Origin of the sequence: Limnochorda sp. LNt (genome assembly GCF_035593265.1) — a bacterium.
In the GTDB taxonomy this organism is placed as follows: Bacteria; Bacillota; Limnochordia; order Limnochordales; family Geochordaceae; genus Geochorda; species Geochorda subterranea.
Window position 1 is genome coordinate 1,489,619 of the sequence record NZ_CP141614.1, and the last position, 19,592, is coordinate 1,509,210.

Consider the following 19,592-nt stretch of genomic DNA (forward strand, 5'->3'; position numbering starts at 1 on the left):
CCCGGAGCCGGGCCACGGTCCGGGCTCCGGGGGAGGAGGCGCGACAGACCATGAGCGCGACGGCACCCGACAGCGAGCGCCAGAAGGCGCTCGAGGCCACGCTCTCGCAGATCGAGAAGCAGTACGGCAAGGGCTCCATCATGCGGATGGGGGAGACCCAGACCGAGCACGTCGAGGTGATCCCGACGGGCTCGCTGGCCCTCGACATCGCCCTGGGCATCGGTGGCGTCCCCCGGGGCCGGGTGGTGGAGATCTACGGGCCGGAGTCGTCGGGCAAGACGACGCTGGCGCTGCACATCATGGCCGAGGCGCAGAGGCTGGGCGGCATCGCGGCCTTCATCGACGCCGAGCATGCCCAGGATCCCCGCTACGCCCGTCGGCTGGGCGTCGACGTCGACAACCTGCTCATCTCGCAGCCCGACAGCGCCGAGCAGGCGCTGGAGATCACCGAGGCCCTGGTGCGCAGCGGGGCGGTCGACGTGGTGGTGGTCGACTCGGTGGCGGCGCTGGCGCCGCGGGCCGAGCTGGAGGGCGAGATGGGCGACGCCCAGGTGGGGCTGCAGGCGCGGCTGATGTCGCAGGCCCTGCGCAAGCTGACGGGGGCCATCTCCAAGTCGAGGACCACCGTCATCTTCACCAACCAGCTCCGGGAGAAGGTCGGCATCATGTTCGGCAACCCGGAGACCACGCCAGGCGGGCGCGCCCTCAAGTTTTACGCCAGCATCCGCATGGACATCCGCCGCGTCGAGGTGCTCAAGCACGGCACCGACAACATCGGCATGCGCGCCAAGGTCAAGGTGGTCAAGAACAAGCTGGCTCCGCCCTTCCGGGAGGCCGAGTTCGACATCCTGTACGGCACCGGCATCTCCCGGGAGGGCGACCTGCTCGACATGGGGGTGGAGGCGGGCGTCCTCGCCAAGAGCGGCCCGTGGTACGCCTACGGCGACGTGCGCCTGGGCCAGGGCCGCGAGCAGGCCCGCGACTTCCTGCGGCAGAATCCCGAGGCCGCGGCCGAGATCGAGGATCGGATCCGGGTGCACTTCGGCCTGCCGCCCTTGCGCAAGGCCGCGGTGGATGGCTCCAGGGCGGCGGGCCCGACGGGCGAGGAGCCGGTCGACGCGGGCGACGGCCGGTCGGCGGTCGTCGCCCTCGCGGCGAGCGACCCAGGCAGCGGCCGCCGGCCGAGCCTGACGACTGTGAGACGCCACCGGCGTCTCGCGGAGCCGAGGGGGCCGGGTCGTGACCGAGGTGCGTCTCGAGCACCGGCGCGGGCGCAGCTGGTACCGCGCGGTGGATGCCGGGTCGGGACGGGGCTGGGTGCTGGACCGCCAGGCGCTGGCCGGCCTGCGGCTGCTCCCGCTCGAGCCCGACGCAGGGCCCGTCGAGCTGGCCCCCGAGCAGTTGCCGTTGCTGGACGAGGCGGAGCGCGCGACGGCCCGGCGGCGCGCCCTGTTGCTGTTGGGCCATCGCGCGCGCAGCGTGGCGGAGCTCCGTCGCCTGCTGGCCGCCTGGCCTTTCAACCCGGAGGCCGTCGAGGACGCCCTGGGCTGGGTGGCCCAGCTGGGCTACCTGGACGATCGGGCCCTGGCCCAGGAGATGGTGGCCCTCCACCTGCATCGCCGCGCCAAGGGCCGCCGGGGCGTCCTGGCGGAGATGGCCGAGCGCGGCATCCCCGCCGACGTGGGGGCACCGGAGGTGGAGCGTCACTACCCCGCCGCTGCCGAGTACGAGGTGGCCCTCGAACTGGCCCGTCGACACGCCCGCACGCTGGAGGGATTGCCGCCCGAGCGGCGCCTGGCACGACTGTGGCGTTACCTGGCGCGGCGCGGCTTCGAGGAGGAGACGGTGCGCCGGGCCCTGCGGGAGGTGCTGGGGCCCGAAGCGAGCGGCGGGGTGGAGCCGGCCTGAGCGGTGGAGCCGGTCGGCCCCGTGGCGGGGGCACGGGGCGGGTGCGCGTTGACAGCACCGGGTCTGCGCGGCTACAATAACGGCGAGGTTTAGCGGGAGTACCGCACTCCTCTCTCGACAATCGGACGCCTGCCGGCAGCCGAGCGGGGTTCCCCTCGGCTTTTTCACCATTCGGGGGCCGGCAGGCTGGCGCCCGACGGGGCGTGCACCTTGACAAGTGAAGGGGGTGTCGCGGATCGCCGCGATTTGGTTTGGCCTCGTCGCGCTCATGGCGGCTGCGGCAGGCTTCGCTGCCGGCTACGTCGTGCGGCAGTCGGTGGAGCGGGCCCGGGTGGGCAGCGCCGAAGAGCGGGCCTCGGCCATCCTGGACGAGGCGGTCAAGGCGGGGGAGGCCAAGAAGCGCGAGCTGCTCCTGGAGGCCAAGGAGGAGATCCATCGCATGCGCGCCGAGGCGGAGCGAGAGATCCGCCGGGAGCGCAACGAGCTCCAGCAGGTCGAGCGGCGGCTCTTGCAGCGCGAAGAGACCCTGGAGCGCAAGATGGAGAGCCTCGAGCAGCGGGAGCAGACCCTGGCCCGCAAGTCGGCCCAGCTCGACAGCGCGGTGGCGGAGGCGCAGGCCTTGGTGGAGCGCCGCCGGGTCGAGCTCGAGCGTGTCGCGGGGATGACCACCGACGAGGCACGACAACAGCTGCTCAAAGAGGTGGAGGCGGAGATCCAGCGAGAGGTCGCGCGGATGTACCGGGAGGCCGAGGAGCAGGCTCGGGAGCAGGCCGACCGCCGCGCGAAGGAAGTGATCGCCCAGGCCATCCAGCGTTGCGCGGTGGACCACGTGGCCGAGATCACGGTCTCGGTGGTCAATTTGCCCAACGACGAGATGAAGGGGCGCATCATCGGCCGTGAGGGCCGAAACATCCGCACCCTGGAGACGCTGACCGGCATCGACCTCATCATCGACGACACGCCCGAAGCCGTCATCCTCTCGGGCTTCGATCCCGTGCGGCGGGAGGTGGCCCGGCTGGCTCTGGAGCGGCTGGTGGCCGACGGGCGGATCCATCCTGCTCGCATCGAGGAGATGGTGGAGAAGGCCCAGCAAGAGGTGGACGCCATCATCCGCGAGTACGGGGAGCAGGCGGCCTTCGAGGCCAAGGTCCACAACCTGCACCCCGAGCTGATCAAGCTCCTGGGCCGGCTCAAGTTTCGCACCAGCTACGGCCAAAACGTGCTCAAGCACTCGCTGGAGGTGGCTCATCTGGCCGGCCTCATGGCCGGCGAGCTGGGTGTCAGCGTCGACGTGGCGCGACGCGCTGGACTGCTGCATGACATCGGCAAGGCCGTGAGTCACGAGGTCGAGGGCAGCCATGTCCAGATCGGCATCGAGCTGCTCCGGCGGTACCGCGAGTCGCCCGAGGTCATTCATGCGATGGCCTGCCACCATGGCGACTACGAGCCGCAGAGCATCGAGGCCGTTTTGGTGACCGCCGCCGATGCCATCTCCGCCGCCCGTCCGGGGGCGCGCCGGGAGACCCTGGAGTCGTACATCAAGCGGCTGGAGAAGCTGGAGTCCATCGCCGACTCCTTCGACGGCGTGGACAAGGCCTACGCCATCCAGGCCGGCCGGGAGATCCGGGTCATCGTCAAGCCCGAGCGGGTCGACGATGCCATGGCCGCCAAGCTGGCGAAGGACATCAGCAAGCGCATCGAGCAGGAGCTGGAGTATCCCGGGCAGATCAAGGTGACGGTCATCCGGGAGACCCGAGCCGTCGAATACGCCCGATGACTGGCACGAGAGGAGCCCACCGCCCAAGGCGGTGGGCTCTCTTCGTCTGCCCTCCGATTCCCTGCCCCCCTCCCTCAAGGAATCGACCCTGGCGCGCCGAACCCAGTGCCGAAGCCGCATGACGGGGGCGGCGTGATTGCAGCGCTGGACAGATCACCCGGACGACCGCTTCTTGGCCGGCGTCCTGCAACGATACGGCGACATCATCGTCATCCGGTGCCGGACCCGTGAGAGGCTGATGGAGTTCACCTTCCTGGCCGACGGCGTGGTGGGGGCCGGCGAGGCGATGCGCCTGCGAAGCCTGCTGGACCAGGCGCTGGCTGCCCTGGCCTGGTTGACGGGCCGTTCCTACGGGTCGCTCCACCTGCGGCGGGCCTACCTGGCCCCCTACACCCAGTTGACCATCCAGCGGGACCTGGATACCCTATCCGCGCAAGAGATCGAGGTCATCGTGGGCCTGATGCGGCACCTGCTGGGCCCGCGCCTCGTGGCCGAGGAGGCGCCCGGCGATGGGGCCTCCGGCGGTGCGTGGGCCTGGCAGCCGGACCAGGCCGACGCGCTGGCCGGGCTGCTTCAGGAGCTCAAGCGCCACCGGCGCGGCCGCATCCTCGTCGGGTTGCGGCAAAGCGGCCAGGTGCTGGTCTACAACGAGCTGCCCAGGGCCGTGGCTCCGGCCCGGCCTCGACCGCATTGAGGCGGCATCGCCCGCTCTGACCGCCGAGCCACTCCAGGGAGGGCCTCCATGCGCATCCTGCTCGTCGGAGACGTGGTCGGACGTCCGGGGCGGCGCGCCGTGCGCGCGCTGCTCCCCCAGGTGGTCGCCGAGACCGGGGCCGACTTGGTGGTGGCCAACGGCGAGAATGCCGCCGGTGGCTTCGGGTTGACCCGGGAGACCACCCAGGAGCTCCTGGACAGCGGCATCGACGTCATCACCACCGGCAACCACATCTGGGATCGTCGCGAGATGCTGGCCTGCATCGACGAGTTTCCCCAGATGGTGCGGCCGGCCAACTATCCGCCCGGCACGCCGGGACAGGGGATGACCGTGGTCAGGAGCCGCAAGGGCGGCCACCCGGTCGCGGTCATCAACTTGATGGGCCGCACCTTCATGACGCCCCTGGACTGCCCCTTCCGCACAGCCGACCGCCTGCTGGAGGAGCTGGGCGAGGCCACCCGGATCGTCGTCGTCGACTTCCACGCCGAGGCCACCGCCGAGAAGGTGGCCATGGGCTGGCACCTGGACGGGCGCGTCAGCGTCGTCTTCGGCACCCACACCCACGTGCCCACCGCGGACGAGCGGGTGCTGCCCGGGGGCACCGCCTACATCACGGACCTGGGGATGGCCGGTCCCATGGACGGCATCATCGGCATGGCCCGCGAGCCCGTGCTGCGCCACCTCCTGACGGCCCTGCCCCACCGTTTCGAGGTGGCCGCCGGCCCCTCCCGCGTCGACATGGCCCTCGTCGAGCTCGACCCCCGGACCGGACGGGCGCACGCCATCCAGCGCCTGCATCGCTACTTCGGCGCCGACTGAGCCCGTCTGCGCGACGGGCGCGGCCGCATGGCGCGCATGGCCGGCGCGCAGGCTATGGCTGGCCGGCCACCTCGCGTCGTGCCCAATCCGGCCGGCCGTGGAGGGTCGGATCCGCGTGGCGGTCATCAAGGTGATCGAGCTGGTCGGCGAGTCCAAGACGGGCTGGGAGGACGCCGTGCGCCAGGCCGTCAAGCAGGCGGCCAAGACGGTGCGCAACATCAGCGGCGTCGAAGTGCTCAACTGGACAGCCAACGTCAACCCCGCCGACGGCAGCATCGTCGAGTACAAAGCCGACGTCCAGGTGGCCTTCAAGGTGGACGGGACGGACTGAGTCCGGCGCACGCCCGGAGGTGAGGGCCCGTGGCCTCCCAGACCCAGACGCAGGCCCGGCAGGCTCAGGTCGACTACCAGCAGTTCGCCAGCCGCCGCCGCCCCCGGCCCCGCTACCTGCGCAACGCGCTGCTGGCCTTCCTGACGGGGGGCCTCATCGCCCTGATCGGCCAGGCCCTGGCCGCGTGGTTCGCCTCCCGGGGCCTGCCCATGGATCAGGCGTCGGGGCGGGCGGCGGTCACCCTCGTCTTCCTGGGCGCGCTGCTGACGGGGCTGGGCGTCTACGACGAGATCGCCCGCTTCGGCGGGGCGGGGGCGGCCATCCCCATCACGGGCTTCGCCAACAGCATCACGGCGCCGGCCATGGAGTTCGCCCGGGAGGGCTACGTCTTCGGCCTGGCGGCGCGGATGTTCCAGGTGGCGGGGCCCGTCATCGTCTACGGCACGGCGACCGCGGTGGCCGTCGGCCTGATCCGCCACCTCCTGCTGCGGGGGTGAGAGGGTGAGCACGCCGGTCCAGGCGCCCGAGGCCGGGCAGGCGACGGCCCCGCGCCGGCTCGGGCGCGGCACCTTGCGGTTCCTGCTGCCGCCCAAGGTGATCGCCGGCTTCGCCGTCGTGGGGCCCATGGAGGGCAAGGGCCCCATGGCGGGCTACATGGATACCACGCTGGAGGACACCTACTACGGCGAGAGGTGCTGGGAGCGCACCGAGAGCAAGATGCTCAAGGAGGCGGTCCAGCAGGCCATCGCCCGTGCGGGCCTGAGCGAGCAAGACGTGGACGTGGCGCTGACCACGGACCTGCTCAACCAGTGCGTGGGCAGCAGCTTCGCCATGCGCTCGGTCCAGGTGCCCCATGTCGGCATCTTCTGCGCCTGCGCCGGATTCGCCTCGGGCCTGGCCCTGGCGGCCTCCCTGGTGGACGGGGGGTTCGCCCGTGCGGCGGTGGTGGGCGCCTCCAGCCACCACGACGCGGCCGAGCGGCAGTATCGCTTCCCGACGGAGCTGGGCATCCAGCGCCCGCCGACGGCCCAGTGGACGGTGACGGGTGCGGGGGCCGTGGTGGTCACGGGGGGCGACGCCGCCGGTCCCATGCAGATCACGCACGCCACGCTGGGCCAGGTCCGGGACATGGGACTCAAGGACCCCTACGACATGGGATCGGCCATGGTGCCGGCCGCTGCCGAGACGCTGGTGCGCCATCTGCAGGAGACGGGGCGCCGCGTGGAGGACTACGACTGGGTCCTGACGGGCGATCTGGGTCGGGTGGGCTCCCGCATCCTGATCGACTGGCTCAAGGAGCGCCACGGCATCGACATCGACGGGCGCCACAGCGACTGCGGCGCCATGATGTACGATGCTTCGGAGCAGGATGTCCACGCCGGTGGCAGCGGACTCGGGGCGTCGGCGTGCGTCGTCTCGGGGTACCTCTTCAAGGCCATGGGCCGTGGCCTGGTCAACCGGGTGCTGCTCATCGGCACGGGCAGCCTCCACAGCCCCACCACCCACTTCCAGGGCGAGAGCATCCCGGTGGTGGCCCATGCCGTCTGCCTGGAGCGGCCCGGCACCCGGTGACGGCCGGTGACGACGGGGGAAGGGAGAGCCGTGCAGTACCTGCTGGCGTTCGTCGTGGGCGGGCTCATCTGCGCCATCGGACAGCTCATCATCGACGGCACCCGGCTGACCGCCGGCCACACCATGGTGCTGTTCGTGGTGGCGGGGGCGGTGCTGTCGGGTCTGGGGCTGTACGAGCCCCTGGTGCGCCTGGCCGGGGCCGGTGCGTTCGTGCCCGTCTCCAACTTCGGCCACGTGCTGACCAAGGGGATCGTCGACCACCTGGGACGGGAGGGACTGTGGGGCGCGCTCTCGGGGGCTTTCGAGGTGGCAGGCGCGGCCATCGCGGCCTCCATCCTCTTCGGCTTCGCCATGGCGGTCATCTTCCACCCGAGGGGATGAGGATGCCCCCGGGCGCCCCGGGGCCGCAGTCGGCATACGGGAAGCGGGGAGCGGGGGAGACTACGTGCGACGTTGGCCTGAGACGTCGCCACACGTGCATGGAGGTGCGTCGTCGTGGATTGGGTTCGGGCAGCGGTCCGGTTCGTGGTCTCGGCAGTGGTGCTGATGTTCGTGGGGGCCATCGTGCCGGGATTCCGCACCCTCGGCTTTTGGAACGCCCTGCTGGCTGCTCTCGTCATCGCGGCCCTGGGCTGGCTGGTGGAGACGGTGCTGGGGCGCAACGTCTCGCCCTATGGACGCGGCCTGGTGGGCTTCATCGTCTCCGCGGTGGTCATCTGGGCGGCCCAGTTCCTCGTGCCCGGGATGTCGGTCACCATCCTCGGCGCGCTGCTGGCCTCGCTCATCATCGGCATCGTCGACCTCTTCGTGCCGACCACCCTGCGCTGACGCGGCGGCCATGCGTCCGAGACCCCTGAGGCCCATCAAGGCCCCCATACCCCTCTCCCGACTCGAGGACGGCCGGAGGCCCACCATCGACGGGCAGCCGCCCCGGGTCGACGGAGCGCAGTCGCCCCCCGAGTCCATCGAGCCGACGGTATCGGCCATCGCCCAGGGGATGGGGCAGGAGCGGAGCTTCGACGTCATCGTGCGCCGCATCCGGGTGGCGGGCCGGGAGGCCGCCCTCATCCACCTGGACGGCTTCATCCAGCCGGTGCCGGCCATGCGGATCATGCAGGGCCTCATGCAGCTCCCGGCGGAGGCGCTCCAAAAGGAGGCCGAGCGGCGGCTCGAGCAGGAGCTGGTGCCCTACTTCGAGCTGACGTGGGTGGCCGGCCCTCAGGAGGCCATCGACGAGATCCTGGTAGGGCAGGCCGCCCTGGTGGTGGCGGGCCTCTCGCGGATCCTGCTGCTGGACCTGCGGCAGTATCCGGCCCGATCCGTGGAGGAGCCGGACCTGGAGCGGGTCACGCGGGGCGCTCGCGAGGGCTTCACCGAGGTCGGGCTGGTCAACGTCAACCTGATCCGCCGGCGGCTGCGCGACCCCCACCTGCGGGTGGAGGCCCTCAAGGTCGGGGTGCGCTCCAAGACCGACGTCTTCTTGCTGTACGTCGAGGATCTGGCGCCCAAGGCCTTCGTCGACGACATCCGGCGCCGTCTGGTGGAGATCCGGGCCGACGCGCTGCCGATGGGCTCCAAGAACCTGGAGGAGTACCTGTCGGCCCCCCGGCTCAACCCCTTCCCCAAGGTGCGCTACACGGAGCGCCCCGACGTGGCGGCCAGCCACCTGCTCGAGGGCTACGTCGTGGTGCTGACCGACACGTCGCCCGCGGCCATGATCCTGCCCGCCAACGTCTGGCAGTTCACCCAGCATGCCGAGGAGTACGTGCAGGCCCCCCTGGTGGGGACCTACCTGCGATGGGTGCGCTTCGTCGGCATCGCGGCCTCGCTCGTGCTGGTGCCCCTGTGGGTGGCCCTGGTGAGCCAAAAGGCCGCCCTGCCGTCCTGGCTGCAGTGGATCGGCCCCCGGGAGCCCGGCATCGTGCCCGTGTGGCTGCAGCTGCTGCTGTTGACCCTGGGGCTCGACATCATCCGCATGGCCCTCATCCACACGCCCACGGCTCTGGCCACCTCCATCGGCCTGGTGGGGGCCGTGCTGCTGGGCCAGTTCGCGGTGGAGGCGGGCCTCTTCACCAACGAGGCCGTCCTCTACTCGGCCCTGGCCGCCATCGGCAGCTTCACGACGCCGGCTCTGGAGTTCGCGCTGGCCGCGCGGCTGTTTCAGTACCCGCTCATCGCACTGGCGGCGTGGCTGGGCCTCGCGGGCCTGGTGGTGGGACTGGTGGGCATGATCTACGTGATGGCCCTGACCCGCTCGTTCTTCCTGCCCTACCTGTGGCCCCTGGCGCCGCTGGACAGGCAGGCCCTGGGGCGTCTGCTGTGGCGCCACCCCATCCCATCGGTGCGTCAGCACCTTGCCCCACGGCCCGATCGGGCCGACCGCTGAGCCAACCCTGCGACGCCCACCCCCCGGACCCTGCCCGCCCTCCTCGGCATCTCGGTGCGCTGGCGGCTGCCGTGTGGTACCATCGGGGCAGCCTGGGGCGGCTCGTCCGCCTCTGCACCGTCAGGGGGGGGTCGTATGGAGCTGGAGCTGCCGTTCGACGTCGACGTCAACCGGGACGGTCACCTGTCCCTCGGCGGCTGCGACGCGCTGGAGCTGGCGGAGCGATGGGGCACCCCGCTTTACGTGGTCGACGAGCAGGCCGTGCGCCAGCGTTGCCGGCGGTACCGCAGGGCGCTCGAGGCCCTGCCGGGCGGCGGGCTGGCGGTTTACGCGGCCAAGGCCTTCTGGGTGGGGGGCATGGCCCGGATCGTGGCCGAAGAGGGGTTGGGGGCCGACGTCTCGTCGGAGACCGAGGTGCACCTCGCACTGGCAGCCGGCATCCCTCCCGAGCGGCTCGTCCTGCACGGCAACAACAAGAGCCCGTCCGAGATGGAGCTGGCGGTACGCGTCGGCGTCGGCCGGGTGGTGGCCGACAGCCTCTGGGAGCTGGAGCGGCTGGGTGAGGCCGCGGCCCGGGCAGGCCGCCCCCTCGGGGTCTTGCTGCGCATCCAGCCGGGCGTCCGGGCCGGCTTTCACGACGCCATGCAGACGGGACACGAGTCCTCCAAGTTTGGCATCCCCGTCGAGGACGGCCAGGCGCGCCAGGCGGTCGTGCGGGTGATGGGCCACCCGTACCTGGAGCTGCGCGGCTATCACGTCCACATCGGGTCGCAGATCTTGGAGCTGGAGCCCTACCGGCAGGCCGCCCGTGTCGTGGCTGGCTTCGCGGTGCAGATGGCACGGGAGCTGGGGGCGCCGTGCGCCGAGATCGACATGGGTGGGGGGCTTGGAGCCCGCTACGTGGCCGGCGACCGCCCGCCCTCCATCGAAGCCCTGGTGGAGACGGTGGGGCGGGTCGTCGCCGACGTCTTCGCGTCGGCCGGGCTGGCGGCGCCGGCGCTGCTGGTGGAGCCGGGCCGCTCCATCGTGGCCGAGGCGGGCACCACCCTCTACCGGGTCGGCGCCATCAAGCGCCTGGCGTCGGGCCAGGTGGTCGTGGCCGTGGACGGCGGCATGAGCGACAATCCCCGGGTGGCCCTCTACGGCGCCCGCTACACGGCCGTGCTGGCCCGCGATCCGAGAGGCCGGCCCGAGGGGAGGCCCGTGCGGATCGTCGGCCGGCTGTGCGAGTCGGGTGACGTGCTGATCGAGGCCGCGCCGCTGCCATCCCTGGCCAGCGGGGACGTCCTCGCGGTGCTGACCACCGGCGCCTACCATCTCGCCATGGCCTCCAACTACAACGGCCTGCCGAGGCCGGCGGTGGTGGGGGTGAGCGAGGGCCGGGCGCGGCTGTGGGTGCGGCGAGAGCGGTGGGAGGAGATGACGGCGACCGACGAGGTGCTGGCGCGGCTGGCCCCCACGGGCCCCCGCACCTCCGGTGCGTGATGGGCCGCGCGCTGCCCGAGCGGGCATGGACGCAGGCCCTGGCCGCAGAGGTGCGGCCCCTGCTGGAGGCCGTGGCCGACGCGGCGCGCCGGCACGGCACGCCGGCCTACCTGGTCGGCGGGGCGGTGCGCGACTGGCTGCTGGGGAGGGGCCCCATCCGGGAGGCCGACGTGGCCGTCGTGGGCGACGCCCGCGCCCTGGCCGAGGAGGCGGCGACGCACCTCGGCGGGCGAGTCGTGGCCTTCGAGCGCTTCGGGACCGTGAGGCTGGTGGCCGGCGGGCTCTACGTCGACGTCGCCACCGCCCGTGTCGAGCGCTACCCCGCCCCGGGGGCGCTGCCGGTGCCGAGCCCGGCTCGCTCCATCGAGGAAGACCTGGTGCGGCGGGACTTCTCCATCAACGCCATGGCGGTGCCCGTGGCCGGCGACGAGCGTGCGCTCGTCGACCCCTGTGGAGGCCTGCAGGACCTGCAGGCCAGGCGCCTGCGAGCGCTGCACCCCCGCTCCTTCGAGGACGACCCCACCCGCCTCTTTCGGGGGGTGCGGCTGGCCGTGCGGCTCGACCTGGCCATCGACTCCACGACCGCTGCCTGGATGCGCCGGGCCATCGCGGCACGGGCCGTCGACACCGTCAGTGCCGAACGCCGCGGCCAGGAGGTGCGCCGGGCGCTGTCGGAGCAGCCGGCCCTGCCGGTGGCACGGGCCTTCGAACGGTGGGGTCTGTGGGACGCCGCCTGCCCGACCTGGCACCTGGCGCCCGAGGCGGAGCGGGTGCTGGCGGTCCTCGACGAGGAGGCGGCCAGCTTCGAGGCGCTGCTCGAGGCCCTGGCGGGGCCGTCGGGGCGGCAACGGCTCTGGGCCGTCCGCCTGATGGCGGTCTCGGGGCCGTGGCTCGTGGGCCCTCCCGAGCGGGTGCGGCAGCGGGCGGAGCGGCTGGCGGAGCGCCTGGCATTGACGCGCGAGCTGCGCGAGAGCTTCCTGCAGGTGCCCACCATCCGCCGCCGCCAGCGCCGGCTCGCCGGTGCCCGCCGGCCCAGCACCGCCGACCGGCTCCTGCAGGACCTGGGCCCGCTGTCACGGGCCTACCTGGCCGCCAGGGGCGGGCCGTCGAGTCCGGATTATAATTGGGTGGGCTGGTTCGCCCGGGTGGGGCGCCACGTGCGCCCCAGGCTGACGGGGCGGGACTTGCTGGCCCTCGGCTGTCCCGAGGGACCCGCCGTCGGCCGCATGCAGCGGGCGCTGCGAGCGGCCGTCCTCGACGGACGCGTGCGGAGCCGGGCCGACGAGCAGCGGTGGGTGAGGCGGAGGCTGCTGGCCTGGCGCCGGGCCTCGATCGATTCGCCGTGAAAGGGTCGGGCGATCGCGATGCTGAGGTTTGCCCTCCACGATCCCCTGTCGCTGGTGCTGTGGGTGCTGGCCATCCTCCCGGCCATCGTCCTGCACGAGCTGGCTCACGCCGTCGTGGCCTACCGGCTGGGGGACCCCACCCCGCGCTACGAGGGGCGACTCACCCTGGATCCCAGGGCCCACATCGACCCCATCGGGGCACTGATGCTCTTCCTGTTCGGATTCGGCTGGGCGCGCCCGGTCAACGTCAACCCCTACCACTTCGCCAACGGCCGGCGGGGCATGATGCTGGTGGCGCTGGCAGGGCCACTGGCCAACGTGACGCTGGCCTGGCTCAGCGGCCTGCTGTGGGAGGCCATGTTGTGGCTGCCCGGGCAGGGAATGCTGGGTGGCATCGGGCCAGCGGTGCGAGAGTTCTTCGTCTTGAGCCTGCGGGTCAACCTGTGGCTGGCGGCCTTCAACCTGCTCCCCATCCCGCCGCTGGACGGCTCCCGCATCCTGGCGGGCTTGGTCTCGTCGCGCCAGGCGGTGGCCCTGGCCCGCATGGAGGCGTACGGCCCCCTGTTGCTGGTGCTGCTCATCATGAGCGGCGTCTCCCAACTGCTGCTGCAGCCCATCTACCGCATCTTGCAGATGCTGGTGCTGGCCGGCCGTCTCTGAGGGCGGGCCCATGGGAGAGGGCATGGAGGCGCAAGGGCAGCAGCCGGCGTGGATGGAGCGGCTGGCCGAGCTCAACCGGTGGCGCGAGCGTCTGCAGGCGGGTGAGGTGGACCCTCTCGAGGTCGAGCTCGCCACGTTGATCCACCAGACGATCGAGGGGTTCGGCGCACCCCCGTCCGACTCCGAGCTCCAGGAGTCGTGGCTGTCGGCGGCGGGCGAGGCACTGCGGATCGCATCGGAGCTCCTCAACCTCAAGGCCCAGCGCCTCGCGCCCGAGCCCTCCCGGGAGGACGGGGCGGCCGGCGCCGGTGCCGACGAGACGGCCGCCGCCGACGAGCCGGTCGGGGGCGACCTGGTGGGGCTCGACGGCCAGGACGAGGCTCCCTCCGACGCCCTCGACGTCCTGGCCCGGCGGGCCGAGGCGTACCGGCGCTACAAGGAGGCGGCCCGGCTGCTGGAGGAGCAGGCGGAGGCCTGGAGCCGCCATCAGCCCCGACAGGCGCCCTCGGCCCTGCTGGCGACGCTGGAGCGGATGTTGGGCCCCTGGCCCGACGACCTGCCGCCGGCCCGCGCGGAGCGGCTGGTGGAGGCCCTGGTCAAGGTGCTGGACCGCACCCGCATGGCCGACCGTGCCCGGCACGCGCCGTCGCCGGGCTTCGACTGGGAGGAGCTCCTGGGCCGGGTGCGCCGTCGCGTCGACGAGGCGGGAGGGCCCGTCGACCTGGCCGAGCTGCTGACCGCCCAGGCGCGCCACCGCACCGAGGTCATCGGGCTGTTTCTGGCGGTCCTGGAGCTGCTCAGGGTGGGAGAGCTGTGGCTGACGGAGCAGGATGGCCACCTGTGGATCCAGCGTCGGTCCTGAGCGACGATGCCGCTGCCTGCGAGGCGGTGCTCTTCGCCACGGCCCGCCCGCTGTCGTTGGAGGATCTGGCCCGAGCGCTCGGCACGGAGCCGGAGCGGGTCCGGCAGGCGCTCGAAGAGCTGAGGCGGCTGCTGGACGAGACGGGACGGGGCATCCAGCTGGTGGAGGTGGCGGAGGGCTTCCAGCTCGTGACCCGGGCCCGTTTCTTCGGCGCGCTGCGGCAGGTGGTCGGCGCCGTGCGGCGGCCGTCGCTGTCTGCGGCGGCCATGGAGACGCTCGCCATCGTCGCCTACCGGCAGCCCGTGAGCCGCGCCGAGATCGAAGACCTGCGCGGCGTCAACTCCGAGGCGGCCATCGGCACGCTGCTGGAGCGGGGCCTCATCGAGGTGGCGCACCGGGCCCCGACCCCCGGCCGCCCCGTCTACTACCGCACTACCCGGCGCTTCCTCGAGCTGTTTGGGCTGCGCTCCCTCGACGAGCTGCCCCCGCTGGAGGCATGGGGCATGGGAGAGGGCCCGGCTGCGAAGACTAGCCCCTGAGCCTGAGCCGAGCCGGATTCGGCTGGAGAGGGGACGCAGCCATGGGGGCGTCCGCCCAGCAGCAGGCGCACGTGTCGGGTGGAGCGACGCATCCCATCGATGCCCTGATGCGCACCGCCATGGAGAGTATCAAGTCCATGGTGGACGTCAACACCATCCTGGGGGTCCCGGTGGAGGCCCCCGACGGCACGGTCATCATCCCGGTCTCCCGGGTCTCGTTCGGCTTCGTCGCCGGCGGCTCCGAGTTCGAGGCGACCGAGCGCCAGGGGGCCTTTCCCTTCGGCGGGGGCAGCGGGGCGGGGGTCAGCCTGCACCCGGTGGCCTTCCTGGTGGTGGGCCAGGGCCAGGTGCGGCTGCTGCCCGTCTCGGAGCGGGCCTTGTACGACCGGCTGCTGGACATGGCGCCGCGGGTGGTGGAGCAGCTGCAGAGGTGGGCCGGGCTGGACGGTCAGGCGGCCGCGACCGCGCAACGGGACGGGGCCGAGGGCCAGGGAGGCGCCGCACAGGGTGCGAGGCGAGAGGATGGCGATGCCCGGCGAGCCCAGGGCCCGCCCTCCGACGAGGGCCGACGCAGCCATGTGACGCTGCCGTTCGAGTGAGACCGGCTGCCTGCGGGCAGCCGGTTGTGCTATAGTCGGGGCGTGTCCACATCCCGCTTGTCGGAGGAGGCGGCGCCGGCCTACGAGAGCCTCTGGGCGAGGCTCTCCCGACGCCTGAGCGCCACCAGCCCCGGGCGGCTGCTGGTGGTGGGCTACGCGGGGCTCGCGGCCCTGGGGACGGTGCTGTTGTCGCTGCCCGTCGCGGTGCGTGAGCCGCCGGGACTGCGCTTCGTCGAAGCCCTCTTCACGGCGGCGTCGGCGGTGGCCGTGACGGGCCTGACGGTGGTCGACGTGGGTCACCGGCTCTCCCTCTTCGGCCAGCTGGTCGTGCTGGGTTTGGTGCAACTCGGTGGCCTCGGCGTGATGACAGGTTCGACGCTGCTGGCCTTGCTGGCGGGTCGCCGCATCGGCCTGCGGGGCCGCCTGTTGCTCAAGGAGGAGCTCCACCAGGATTACCTCTCCGGGGTCGTGCGCCTGCTGCGGATGATCGCGGGCGTGACGCTGGCGGTGGAGGCGGTGGGCGCCGCGCTGCTCTTCGTGGCGTGGCAGGGAGCGCTGGGCACGGGCCAGGCCCTGTACTATGGCCTCTTCCATGCCGTCTCCGCGTTCAACAACGCCGGCTTCGACCTGTGGGGCCGGAGTCTGCGGGACTTCGCGGGCGACCCGCTGGTGGTACTGACCGTGGCCGGTCTCTTCATCGTGGGCGGCATCGGCTTCTCGGTGCTGGCCGAGCTCTTCTCGTGGCCCGCTCAGAGGCGCTTGAGCCTGCACACCCGGGTGGTGCTCGGGACCGCCGGCGTGCTGGTGGCGGGCAGCCTGCTCGTCGTGCTGGCCGCCGAGTGGACCAATCCGGGTACCCTGGGGCCCATGCCCTGGCCACAGAAGCTCTTGGCGGCGCTGTTCACCGCCACGACGCCTCGCACGGCGGGCTTCGAGGTGGTGCCCACGGCCATGCTGCGGCCGGTGACGCTGTTCGTCATGCTCTTCCTCATGCTGGTGGGGGTCTCGCCGGGCTCCACCGGGGGCGGCATCAAGACGACGACCGCCGCTGTCATCCTGGTCGGCATCCGCGCCGCGCTGGCGGGGCGAGAGGAGCTGGTGCTGATGGGACGCCGGCTGCCCAGGGGGACCTTCGCGCGGGCGGTGGCCCTGGCGGCCATGGCCATCCTCTGGATCGCCATGGTGGCCGGCGTGCTGATGACGGTGGAGCCGCTCGACGCCACGGCCATCCTGTTCGAGGTCGTCTCGGCCTTCGGCACGGTGGGCTTGAGCCTGGGCATCACGGCGGAGTTGTCGGATCTGTCGCTGCTCTTGCTGGCCATCACCATGGTGGTGGGCAAGGTGGGACCGGTCACCTTCGCGGTCGCGCTGGCCCGGCGGGCGGCGGCGAGAGCGGCGCACGTGCGCTACCCCGAGGAGCGGATCGGCCTCGGCTGAGGGGACGGCCATGGGCGAGCGGGTGCGCCTGCACAAGTGGCTGGCACAGGCCGGCGTCGCCTCCCGCCGGGCGAGCGAGGCCCTCATCCGGCAGGGCCGCGTGGCCGTCAACGGGCAGACGGTGACGGCCATGGGGTGGAGCATCGACCCCGGCCGGGACCGGGTCACGGTGGACGGCCGACCGGTCGCGCCACCCCCTGGGGCCGGTGAGATGGTCTACATCCTGCTCCACAAGCCCAGGGGCCTGGTCAGCACCGCCCGCGACGAGCGCGGCCGCCCCACGGTGGTCGACTGGGTGCGCAGCCGGGGCGGCCCCGGGGTACGGCTCTTCCCGGTGGGACGCCTCGACCTCGACTCCGAGGGGCTGCTGCTGCTGACCAACGACGGCGAGCTGGCCTACGCGCTGACGCACCCCTCGCGCCAGGTGCCCAAGACCTACCGCGTCACGGTGCGGGGCGCCATCACCGACGAGGCCTTGCAGCGGCTGCGCCAGGGCGTCGAGCTGGAGGACGGCCGGGCCAGGGCGTCGTCGCTGCGGCTGATCCGACGGAGCCCGGATGGCGGCGAGCTGGCCATCACCCTGCACGAGGGGCGCAAGCGCCAGGTACGCCGCATGTGCCAGTCGGTAGGGCTCGCCGTGCGTCGCCTGGTGCGGGTGCGCCTGGGACCGCTCGACCTCGGGACGCTCGCGCCCGGTCAGTGGCGGCACCTCGGACCCGACGAGGTGGCACGCCTGCGACGGGCGTCGGGTGCCAGGGAGCCCTTTACAGCCCCGGGCGGGCGTGGTAGCATACCCCCCAAGACGCAGGACGGCAGGACGGCGGGCGACGGGGAGCCCGGCGCCCGGGATTGGCCCGGTCGACGGCCGCAGGCGAGGTAGAGGGCAGGACGGCAGGATGGCCGGCATCAGCGAGAGCCGGGAGGTCGCCCAGGCGGCCTTGCGCATGGCCACCTCCCGTGACTATGCCGAGGAGTCCAGGCTCAAGACCGAGCTCAAGCGCCAGGGCATCCTGGCGGCCGCGGTGGACTTCGGCGGCCCGTTCGCGCAGGCGATCCCGCAGATCGTCGAGCGGTGCGTCGTCGCGGCCAAGCGCGAGGGTCTGATCGTGCCCTTGCACAGCGAGGAGGGGGCGGTGGCGGGCGCCGCGCACGAGGCGGCCATGGGCCTGGCCCTCAAGGCGATGGGCCTCAGCGTCGGCGGCAAGGCCGGGCTGGCGCGGCGCGGCGAGCACGTGGTGGTGGCCCTCTTCGTCGCCATCGGCCTCGGGCACCTGGACGACATCGCGGCCAGTCTGGGGCACCGGGCCCTGGCGCACCGTCCGACGCCGGCCCGAGGGGGAGGCGCACGCGACGATGCAGCCGACGCAGCGGGTCGTTAAGGCCATCCGGGGCGCAGTCTGCGCGGAGTCCAACACCCCCGAGGCCATCGAGCGCGCCGGCCGACGGCTGGTGGAAGCCGTCACCCGCCTCAACGACCTGGCGCCCGAGGACGTCATCAGCGCCATCTTCACGGCGACGCCGGATCTGGACGCCCAGTTTCCGGCGGTCGGCGCCCGGGAGGCGGGTTGGGGCGACGTGGCCATCCTGTGCGCACAGGAGATGGCCGTGCCGTCGCCCGTCCGCCGGTGCGTGCGGCTGCTGGTGCACGCCTACCTGCCCCTGGACCGCCCCGTGCGTCACGCCTATCTCGACGAAGCGGTCGCCCTGCGGCCGGACCGGGCCGGGGCGCCCGACGACGGGCATGCCGGCTCGGTACCGAGCCGGTCCAGCGAGAGGAGTTGATCCATGGTCGTCGTCTTGCGCCGCGATGCCACCCCGGAGCAGCTCGAAGCGGTGGTGGACCGGCTCCATCGCCTGGGATTCGCCGTGCACGTGTCGCGAGGCACCGAGCGCACCATCGTGGGAGCCATCGGCGACCGGCGGCCGGAGCACATCCCCCAGCTCGAGGCCATGCCGGGCGTCGAGCGGGTGGTGCCCATCCTGAGGCCCTTCAAGCTGGCCTCCCGGGAGTTTCGGCCCGAGCCGAGCCTGGTGGAGGTGGGCGGCGACGGCGTGCCCCCGGTGGTGGTGGGGGGCAGCCGGGTCGTGGTCGTGGCGGGCCCCTGCGCGGTGGAGAGCGAGCGGCAGATCGACGAGGTGGCGCGGGCCGTCAAGGAGTCGGGTGCCTCCATCCTGCGGGCGGGCGCCTACAAGCCCCGCACCTCGCCCTACAGCTTCCAGGGGCTCGAGCGGGAGGGGCTGGAGCTCCTGGCCGAGGTGCGCCGGCGCGTGCAGATCCCCGTCGTGACCGAGGTGCTCAACCCCCGCGACGTCGAAGTGGTGGCCGAGCACGCCGACATGCTGCAGATCGGGGCGCGCAACATGCAGAACTTCGCCCTGCTGCGCGAGGTGGGCCGCTCCGACCGGCCCGTGCTGCTCAAGCGAGGCATGGCGGCCACGGTGGAGGAGTGGCTCATGGCGGCCGAGTACGTGCTGTCGGCGGGCAACTCGCGGGTGGTGCTGTGCGAGCGGGGCATCCGCACCTTCGAGACCGCCACCCGCAACACGCTGGATCTGAGCGCGGTCGCGGTGGTGCACGAGCTGAGCCACCTGCCGGTGCTGGTCGACCCCAGCCACGGCACGGGGCGCGCCGCCTACGTCGCCCCCATGGCCCGGGCGGCCGTGGCGGCGGGGGCCGACGGCATCATGGTGGAGGTGCATCCGTCGCCCGACGAGGCGCTCTCCGACGGGCCGCAGCAGCTGACGCCCGAGGCCTTCGCCCAGATGGTGGAGTCGCTGCGGCCCATCGCCGCTGCGCTGGGACGCTTCGTCTGAGGGAGGGAGGCGCATGGCCCGGCGGGTCGCCGTCGTCGGCTGCGGGGTGATCGGCGCCTCGCTGGGTCTGGCTCTGCGGAGCCTGGGCGAGGCTGGCCGATACCGGGTGGTGGGTTACGACCGGGACCCCGTCGCCGCGCAGCAGGCGGCGGAGCGGGGCGCCGTCGACGAGATGGCCGGCAGCCTGGCCGAGGCGGTGCGCGAGGCCGAGATGGTGGTGCTGGCCGTCCCCGCCGAGTCGGTGGCGGAGGTGGCGCTGGAGGCGTCGGTCCATGCGCCGTCCACCGCCGTGATGACCGACGTGGCCTCGGTCAAGGGTCGCATCGTCGAGCGGCTGGGGGG

Annotated in this window: 21 protein-coding genes and 2 pseudogenes; all 23 read left to right on the forward strand. The window is 72.6% G+C overall.

Annotated features, from left to right (window positions below; all coding sequences use genetic code 11):
- Positions 1-50 precede the first annotated feature (50 nt).
- Positions 51-1,034: pseudogene (gene recA, locus VLY81_RS06940) on the forward strand (recombinase RecA); the annotation flags it as partial.
- 205 nt (positions 1,035-1,239) lie between these two features.
- On the forward strand, positions 1,240-1,908 hold the full coding sequence (locus VLY81_RS06945; RefSeq protein ID WP_324670289.1) for a regulatory protein RecX: 669 nt from the start codon (positions 1,240-1,242) through the stop codon (positions 1,906-1,908).
- Between the two features lie 268 nt (positions 1,909-2,176).
- Positions 2,177-3,685, forward strand: a complete 1,509-nt coding sequence (gene rny, locus VLY81_RS06950; RefSeq protein WP_324670290.1) for a ribonuclease Y — start codon at positions 2,177-2,179, stop codon at positions 3,683-3,685.
- 136 nt (positions 3,686-3,821) lie between these two features.
- The gene (locus tag VLY81_RS06955) at positions 3,822-4,379 is read left to right on the forward strand and encodes a hypothetical protein (RefSeq protein WP_324670291.1); all 558 of its coding nucleotides are present in this window, start codon (positions 3,822-3,824) and stop codon (positions 4,377-4,379) included.
- 48 nt (positions 4,380-4,427) lie between these two features.
- Positions 4,428-5,219, forward strand: coding sequence for a TIGR00282 family metallophosphoesterase (locus VLY81_RS06960; protein WP_324670292.1), 792 nt, complete (start codon positions 4,428-4,430; stop codon positions 5,217-5,219).
- A 97-nt stretch (positions 5,220-5,316) separates the two neighbouring features.
- Complete coding sequence (locus tag VLY81_RS06965) at positions 5,317-5,550, forward strand: dodecin family protein (protein ID WP_324670293.1); 234 nt, start codon at positions 5,317-5,319, stop codon at positions 5,548-5,550.
- A gap of 29 nt (positions 5,551-5,579) precedes the next feature.
- A complete protein-coding gene (gene spoVAC, locus VLY81_RS06970) occupies positions 5,580-6,047 on the forward strand; it encodes a stage V sporulation protein AC (RefSeq protein ID WP_324670294.1) in 468 nt (155 codons plus the stop codon).
- Between the two features lie 4 nt (positions 6,048-6,051).
- Positions 6,052-7,122: a stage V sporulation protein AD gene (spoVAD, locus tag VLY81_RS06975; protein WP_324670295.1), complete on the forward strand. Its 1,071-nt coding sequence runs from the start codon at positions 6,052-6,054 to the stop codon at positions 7,120-7,122.
- Between the two features lie 30 nt (positions 7,123-7,152).
- On the forward strand, positions 7,153-7,503 hold the full coding sequence (locus tag VLY81_RS06980) for a SpoVA/SpoVAEb family sporulation membrane protein (protein ID WP_324670296.1): 351 nt from the start codon (positions 7,153-7,155) through the stop codon (positions 7,501-7,503).
- Between the two features lie 114 nt (positions 7,504-7,617).
- The gene (locus VLY81_RS06985; RefSeq protein WP_324670297.1) at positions 7,618-7,950 is read left to right on the forward strand and encodes a phage holin family protein; all 333 of its coding nucleotides are present in this window, start codon (positions 7,618-7,620) and stop codon (positions 7,948-7,950) included.
- Positions 7,951-7,960: 10 nt separating this feature from the next.
- The gene (locus VLY81_RS06990) at positions 7,961-9,508 is read left to right on the forward strand and encodes a spore germination protein (protein WP_324670298.1); all 1,548 of its coding nucleotides are present in this window, start codon (positions 7,961-7,963) and stop codon (positions 9,506-9,508) included.
- A 135-nt stretch (positions 9,509-9,643) separates the two neighbouring features.
- On the forward strand, positions 9,644-10,993 hold the full coding sequence (gene lysA, locus VLY81_RS06995; RefSeq protein WP_324670299.1) for a diaminopimelate decarboxylase: 1,350 nt from the start codon (positions 9,644-9,646) through the stop codon (positions 10,991-10,993).
- The gene (locus VLY81_RS07000; protein WP_324670358.1) at positions 10,993-12,339 is read left to right on the forward strand and encodes a CCA tRNA nucleotidyltransferase; all 1,347 of its coding nucleotides are present in this window, start codon (positions 10,993-10,995) and stop codon (positions 12,337-12,339) included. The genes lysA and VLY81_RS07000 overlap by 1 nt, the downstream gene beginning before the upstream one ends.
- An 18-nt stretch (positions 12,340-12,357) precedes the next feature.
- Positions 12,358-12,999 carry a site-2 protease family protein gene (locus VLY81_RS07005; RefSeq protein WP_324670300.1) on the forward strand — a complete coding sequence of 214 codons (642 nt, stop codon included), beginning with the start codon at positions 12,358-12,360 and terminating at the stop codon, positions 12,997-12,999.
- 22 nt (positions 13,000-13,021) lie between these two features.
- Complete coding sequence (locus tag VLY81_RS07010) at positions 13,022-13,861, forward strand: hypothetical protein (protein WP_324670301.1); 840 nt, start codon at positions 13,022-13,024, stop codon at positions 13,859-13,861.
- The gene (scpB, locus tag VLY81_RS07015; RefSeq protein ID WP_324670303.1) at positions 13,840-14,400 is read left to right on the forward strand and encodes an SMC-Scp complex subunit ScpB; all 561 of its coding nucleotides are present in this window, start codon (positions 13,840-13,842) and stop codon (positions 14,398-14,400) included. The genes VLY81_RS07010 and scpB overlap by 22 nt, the downstream gene beginning before the upstream one ends.
- 41 nt (positions 14,401-14,441) lie before the next feature.
- Positions 14,442-14,999 (forward strand): GerW family sporulation protein, encoded by a 558-nt coding sequence (ytfJ, locus tag VLY81_RS07020; protein WP_324670304.1) that lies wholly within the window; start codon positions 14,442-14,444, stop codon positions 14,997-14,999.
- 42 nt (positions 15,000-15,041) lie between these two features.
- Positions 15,042-16,436: a TrkH family potassium uptake protein gene (locus tag VLY81_RS07025; RefSeq protein ID WP_324670305.1), complete on the forward strand. Its 1,395-nt coding sequence runs from the start codon at positions 15,042-15,044 to the stop codon at positions 16,434-16,436.
- Positions 16,437-16,446: 10 nt separating this feature from the next.
- Positions 16,447-17,316, forward strand: a complete 870-nt coding sequence (locus tag VLY81_RS07030; protein WP_324670306.1) for a pseudouridine synthase — start codon at positions 16,447-16,449, stop codon at positions 17,314-17,316.
- A gap of 16 nt (positions 17,317-17,332) precedes the next feature.
- Positions 17,333-17,815 (forward strand): HutP family protein, encoded by a 483-nt coding sequence (locus VLY81_RS07035; RefSeq protein WP_324670307.1) that lies wholly within the window; start codon positions 17,333-17,335, stop codon positions 17,813-17,815.
- On the forward strand, positions 17,790-18,218 hold the full coding sequence (gene aroH, locus VLY81_RS07040) for a chorismate mutase (RefSeq protein WP_324670308.1): 429 nt from the start codon (positions 17,790-17,792) through the stop codon (positions 18,216-18,218). Before VLY81_RS07035 ends, aroH begins: the two co-directional genes overlap by 26 nt.
- Before the next feature lie 3 nt (positions 18,219-18,221).
- Positions 18,222-19,250: a 3-deoxy-7-phosphoheptulonate synthase gene (gene aroF, locus VLY81_RS07045; RefSeq protein WP_324670309.1), complete on the forward strand. Its 1,029-nt coding sequence runs from the start codon at positions 18,222-18,224 to the stop codon at positions 19,248-19,250.
- Positions 19,251-19,263: 13 nt separating this feature from the next.
- Positions 19,264-19,542: pseudogene (locus VLY81_RS14680) on the forward strand (prephenate dehydrogenase/arogenate dehydrogenase family protein); the annotation flags it as partial.
- Positions 19,543-19,592 lie beyond the last annotated feature (50 nt).

Excerpts from the sequence above, each read along its gene's own strand:
- rny (WP_324670290.1), top strand. The coding sequence starts at position 2,177 with ATGGCGGCTGCGGCAGGCTTCGCTGCCGGCTACGTCGTGCGGCAGTCG.
- VLY81_RS06960 (WP_324670292.1), top strand. The coding sequence starts at position 4,428 with ATGCGCATCCTGCTCGTCGGAGACGTGGTCGGACGTCCGGGGCGGCGC.
- VLY81_RS06990 (WP_324670298.1), top strand. The coding sequence starts at position 7,961 with ATGCGTCCGAGACCCCTGAGGCCCATCAAGGCCCCCATACCCCTCTCC.
- lysA (WP_324670299.1), top strand. The coding sequence starts at position 9,644 with ATGGAGCTGGAGCTGCCGTTCGACGTCGACGTCAACCGGGACGGTCAC.
- VLY81_RS07000 (WP_324670358.1), top strand. The coding sequence starts at position 10,993 with ATGGGCCGCGCGCTGCCCGAGCGGGCATGGACGCAGGCCCTGGCCGCA.
- VLY81_RS07005 (WP_324670300.1), top strand. The coding sequence starts at position 12,358 with ATGCTGAGGTTTGCCCTCCACGATCCCCTGTCGCTGGTGCTGTGGGTG.
- VLY81_RS07010 (WP_324670301.1), top strand. The coding sequence starts at position 13,022 with ATGGAGGCGCAAGGGCAGCAGCCGGCGTGGATGGAGCGGCTGGCCGAG.
- ytfJ (WP_324670304.1), top strand. The coding sequence starts at position 14,442 with ATGGGGGCGTCCGCCCAGCAGCAGGCGCACGTGTCGGGTGGAGCGACG.
- VLY81_RS07030 (WP_324670306.1), top strand. The coding sequence starts at position 16,447 with ATGGGCGAGCGGGTGCGCCTGCACAAGTGGCTGGCACAGGCCGGCGTC.
- VLY81_RS07035 (WP_324670307.1), top strand. The coding sequence starts at position 17,333 with ATGGCCGGCATCAGCGAGAGCCGGGAGGTCGCCCAGGCGGCCTTGCGC.
- aroH (WP_324670308.1), top strand. The coding sequence starts at position 17,790 with ATGCAGCCGACGCAGCGGGTCGTTAAGGCCATCCGGGGCGCAGTCTGC.
- aroF (WP_324670309.1), top strand. The coding sequence starts at position 18,222 with ATGGTCGTCGTCTTGCGCCGCGATGCCACCCCGGAGCAGCTCGAAGCG.